The sequence below is a fragment of the Streptomyces bohaiensis genome, assembly GCF_012033785.1.
Lineage (GTDB): Bacteria > Actinomycetota > Actinomycetes > Streptomycetales > Streptomycetaceae > Streptomyces > Streptomyces bohaiensis.
Genome location: NZ_JAAVJC010000318.1, coordinates 1 through 5,016 on the forward strand (window position 1 = coordinate 1; position 5,016 = coordinate 5,016).

The 5,016-nt window shown below is 74.9% G+C and carries 2 protein-coding genes and 1 pseudogene; 1 reads left to right on the forward strand and 2 read right to left on the reverse strand.

What is annotated here, in order from left to right; translation table 11 throughout:
• Positions 1-103: 103 nt before the first annotated feature.
• Both HCN52_RS21720 and HCN52_RS21725 read right to left on the reverse strand, forming a co-directional pair.
• A pseudogene (locus tag HCN52_RS21720) lies at positions 104-1,564 on the reverse strand (MFS transporter); the annotation flags it as partial.
• A gap of 136 nt (positions 1,565-1,700) precedes the next feature.
• Positions 1,701-2,264: a TetR/AcrR family transcriptional regulator gene (locus HCN52_RS21725; protein ID WP_168090139.1), complete on the reverse strand. Its 564-nt coding sequence runs from the start codon at positions 2,262-2,264 to the stop codon at positions 1,701-1,703.
• A gap of 111 nt (positions 2,265-2,375) precedes the next feature.
• Between HCN52_RS21725 and HCN52_RS21730 the strand changes: the two genes are divergently transcribed.
• A partial coding sequence (locus tag HCN52_RS21730; protein ID WP_168090140.1) for a bifunctional FO biosynthesis protein CofGH occupies positions 2,376-5,016 on the forward strand: 2,641 nt, incomplete at its 3' end.

Sequence of the window (5,016 nt, forward strand, 5' to 3'; positions counted from 1 at the left end):
CCCTCGACCGGCTCTCCTCGGTGCCACCGCCCGCCGAGCCGGAGAAACGCTGCCGCGTGCTGTACGTCTCGCCGCTGAAGGCCCTGGCGGTGGCCGGTGCCCCGCGCAGCTTGAGGCCGGCGTGGACGGCGCCCGCCACCAGGGCCGCGGCGGTGATGCCGAGCGCCAGCTGGTACCCGCGGTCGAAGGCGGTGGTGGCCGCGTCCAGCAGTGCGGTGCCCTGCGCAGGCGGCAGCGCCGCCGCCTCCGCGACCGCCTCGTCGAGGCTGTCGGCCGCCTGCTCCGGCGCCCCGTCGGGGAGACGCACCGTCGCCGTGTAGAGGGAGGTGAGGACGCTGCCGAGGACGGCGACCCCGGTGAGGCTGCCCAGCTCGTAGGAGACCTCCTCCACCGACGCCGCCATGCCGGCGCGGTGCGCGGGTGCGTTGCTGATGATGGCGACCGAGGCAGCCACCATGGCGGCACCCTCGCCCACTCCCACCAGGACCAGCCCCGGCAGCAGCCAGCCGTGACCGGCCGGGGTGAGCAGCAGCAGGAGGGCCACGCCGATGGCGCCGACCGCCATGCCCCCGCTCATCAGCGGGCGCACCCCCCAGCGGTGGAGCAGCGCGCCGCCGAGGATGCCGGCGGGCAGCGACCCGAGCGCGAACGCGGCGACGATCAGGCCCGCCTCCAGCGGGGAGAGGCCGAGCACCAGCTGGAGCCGCTGGGTGAGCACCAGTTGCACCCCGGCGGTGGCGAACATCGCCAGCCCGGCGGCGATCACGCCGGTCATGATGCGGCGGTCGCGCAGCAGCGCGAAGTCGATCAGCGGGTGCTCCCGGCGGTTCTGCCGCCGCACGAACAGCCAGAACCCGAGGGCGGAGACCAGCAGGGCGAGGGCGACGACCGGCAGGGAACGCGTCGGCTGCGTCACCTCCTTGACGGCGTAGACCAGACCGACCAGGCCGACCATGACCAGCAGCGAGGCGACCGGGTCCCACGGCTTGTCCCCGCGCCCGCTGCTCCTCGGCGCGATCAGCAGGGTGGCCGCCAACGCGGCCACCACGACGGGGACGTTGATGAGGAAGACCGACCCCCACCAGAAGAACTCCAGCAGCAGGCCGCCGACGATCGGCCCGAGCGCCGCGCCGCAGACGGCGACCGACCCCCACACCCCGATGGCGATGCCGCGTTCCCGCTCGTCGTCGAAGGTGGTGCGGATCAGGGAGAGCGTGGCGGGCATCATCGCGGCGGCGCCGACCGCGAGCAGCGCGCGGGCGGCGATGAGCACCGCCGGGTCCGGTGCGAACGCCGCGAGCAGGGAGGCACCGCCGAAGACGAGCAGGCCGATCAGGTACATCCTGCGGTGGCCCACCCGGTCGCCGAGGGTTCCGGCGCCGAGCAGCAGCCCGGCCATGACCAGCGGGTAGGCGTTGATGATCCACAGCTTGGCGGAGGCGTCCGCGCCGAGGTCGGAGGTCAGGGTGGGGAGGGCGGTGTAGAGCACCGTCATGTCCACCGAGATCAGCAGCAGCCCGGCGGAGACGGTGGCCAGCACGGCCCAGCGGCGGCGTGGCGTCATGGCGTCCTCGTTCCCCGCGCGCGGCGGTGGCGCGCGCGGTCGTCGTGCGGTTCGCGGCGGTCGCGGTGGGGCCGGGGCGCCCCCGGACCCCGGCGCGGCAGCGCGCGGTCGGGTGCGGCAGCGCGGTCGGTCGCGGTCAGGCGGGTTCGGCGTTCGGCGGGGTCGGCGGCCCGTCGATCAGCCCGGAGATCCGGCGGTACAGCTCGGCGCGGACGTCCTCGGGGAGGGCGGTGCCGCTGGTGGCCTCGAAGAGCCAGGCGCCGTCGGCCGCGAGCCGGGCGAGGAAGAGGTCCATCCGCGGGTCGTCGCACGACCGCGGCGCGGGCACCCAGCGGTTGATCATCAGCTGCCAGGGTTCGGTCGGCGCCGTGCTGCCCGCCGCCTCGACGAGGAAGGCCAACTCGGCCTTGCTGACGCTGCCGTGGGCGTCGGCGCGCACGTAGGCCCCGGCGCGGGCGCGGTCGTCCGCCTCCTCGGGGGCACCGCCCAGCTCGCCGCGCAGCTGCTCCTCCCAGGTGTCGACCAGGTGCTGCTGGATGGCGAGCAGCAGCTCTTCCCGGGTCCGGAAGTGGTACATCAGGCCGCCCTTGGTCAGCCCCGCCTCCTCGGCGACGGACTCCAGGGTCAGCCGGGTGATGCCCTCACGCTCCGTGATGCGGAGCGCGGCGTCGAGAATCAGGGGTCGCGAGCTCGGCCTCATGGCCGTAACTGTACCAACCGGATGGCACAGTTACGCAGGTGGGCTCCGTGCTCCCCGGAGCTGCGGCCCCGCGACCTGCCCTCGGCGGTCGCCCGCTCGTATGCTCGGACGATGACCACTACTGACCAGTACCCGACCGCCAACGCCATGCGGCGAGCCCTGCGTCGGGCCGAGGACGGCGTCACCCTCGACGTGGCCGAGGCGGCCGTCCTGCTCCAGGCCCGCGGCGCCGATCTGGAACGGCTGTGCGCCGCCGCGGCACGGGTGCGGGACGCCGGCCTGGCGGCCGCGGGCCGCCCCGGGGTCATCACCTACTCGCGCAACGCGTTCGTGCCGCTGACCCGGCTCTGCCGCGACCGCTGCCACTACTGCACCTTCGTCACCGTCCCCGGACGGCTCCGCCGCGACGGCGCCGGCATGTACCTCAGCCCCGACGAGGTGCTGGAGATCGCCCGCCGCGGCGCCGACGCCGGCTGCAAGGAGGCGCTCTTCACCCTCGGGGACCGGCCCGAGGACCGCTGGCCCGAGGCGCGCGAGTGGCTCGACGCCCACGGCTACGACGACACCCTCTCCTACCTGCGCGCCATGGCCGTCCTGGTCCTGGAGGAGACCGGCCTGCTGCCGCACCTCAACCCCGGCGTCATGAGCTGGACCGACTTCCAGCGGCTCAAGCCCGTCGCCGCCTCGATGGGCATGATGCTGGAGACCACCGCCACCCGGCTGTGGTCCGAGCCGGGCGGCCCCCACCACGGCTCGCCCGACAAGGAGCCGGCCGTCCGCCTCCGCGTTCTTGAGGACGCCGGGCGCTCCAGCGTCCCCTTCACCAGCGGGCTGCTCATCGGCATCGGTGAGAACCCCACCGAACGCGCCGAGTCCGTCCACGCGCTGCGCCGCGTCGCCCGCGCCTACGGCGGCATCCAGGAGGTGATCGTCCAGAACTTCCGTGCCAAGCCCGACACCGCGATGCGCGCCGTCCCCGACGCCGGGCTCGACGAACTCGCCGCCGCCGTCGCCGTCACCCGCGTCGTCCTCGGCCCCGGCGCCCGCATCCAGGCACCCCCCAACCTCGTCGCCGGCGAGTACGCCCTCATGATCGGCGCCGGCATCGACGACTGGGGCGGCGTCTCGCCCGTCACCCCCGACCACGTCTCGCCCGAGCACCCCTGGCCCCACGTCGACGAACTGCGCGCCCGCACCGCCGAGTCCGGCTTCGACCTCGCGGAACGCCTCACCGTCTACCCCGAGTTCGTCCGCCGCGGCGAGCCCTGGCTCGACCCCCGCCTGCGCCCCCATGTCGCCGCCCTCGCCGACCCCGCCACCGGGCTCGCCCGCCCCGACGTCACACCCCGCGGCCTGCCCTGGCAGGAACCCGACGAGCCGATGACGGCCACCGGCCGCACCGACCTGCACCGCACCGTCGACACCGAGGGCCGTACCGGCGACCGCCGCGCCGACTTCGACGAGGTCTACGGCGACTGGGAGGCGCTGCGCGAGGCCGCCGCCCCCGGGATGGTCCCCGACCGCCTGCCCGGCCCCGCCACAGCACCCGAGCGGATCGACGCGGAGCTCCGCGCCGCCCTGGCCGTCGCCGCCGACGACCCGACCCGCCTCACCGACGAGCAGGCGCTCGCCCTGCTCCACGCCGACGGACCGGCCCTCGACGCGCTGAGCGCCACCGCCGACGCGCTGCGCCGCGACACCGTCGGCGACGAGGTCACCTGGATCGTCACCCGGAACATCAACTTCACCAACGTCTGCTACACCGGCTGCCGGTTCTGCGCCTTCGCGCAGCGCCGCACCGACGCCGACGCCTACACCCTCTCCCTCGACCAGGTCGCCGACCGCGCCGCCCAGGCATGGGACGTCGGTGCCGTCGAGGTCTGCATGCAGGGCGGCATCCACCCCGACCTGCCCGGCACCGCCTACTTCGACATCGCCCGGGCCGTGAAGGCACGCGTCCCCGGCATGCACGTCCACGCCTTCTCCCCGATGGAGGTCGTCAACGGCGCCTCCCGCACCGGGCTGTCGATCGAGGACTGGCTGACCGCCGCCCGCGAGGCGGGGGTCGACTCGCTCCCCGGCACCGCCGCGGAGATCCTCGACGACGAGGTCCGCTGGGTCCTCACCAAGGGCAAACTCCCCGCCGCCACCTGGCGCGAGGTGGTCACCACGGCCCACCGCCTGGGTCTGCGCACCTCCTCCACGATGATGTACGGCCACGTCGACCAGCCCCGCCACTGGCTCGGCCACCTGCGCACCCTCGCCGACATCCAGCGGACCGCGCAGGAGGCGGGCGTCCCCGGGTTCACCGAGTTCGTGACGCTGCCCTTCGTCCACACCAACGCGCCGGTCTACCTCGCGGGCATCGCCCGGCCCGGCCCCACTCCCCGCGACAACCGCGCCGTCACCGCCATGGCCCGCCTCCTCCTCCACCCCCTCGTCACCAACATCCAGACCAGCTGGGTGAAGCTCGGCCCGGAGGGCGCCGCCGCCATGCTCCGGTCCGGAGCCAACGACCTCGGCGGCACCCTGATGGAGGAGACCATCTCCCGCATGGCGGGATCCGCCCACGGCTCGCACATGACACCGGCGGGGCTGCGGGCCATCGCCGACGCCGCCGGACGCCCCTCCCGCCCCCGCACCACCACGTACGGCACGGTGCCCGAGGAGCGGCAGCGCGCCGCCGACGCCGCCGGCGGCCGGCTCCCCGACCTGCTGCCGCTGCTGCCCGCCGACGCGCCCGCGGACGGCA

What these genes read in the sequence shown, in the direction of transcription:
- HCN52_RS21725 (WP_168090139.1), bottom strand. Translation starts at nt 2,264, where the DNA reads ATGAGGCCGAGCTCGCGACCCCTGATTCTCGACGCCGCGCTCCGCATC.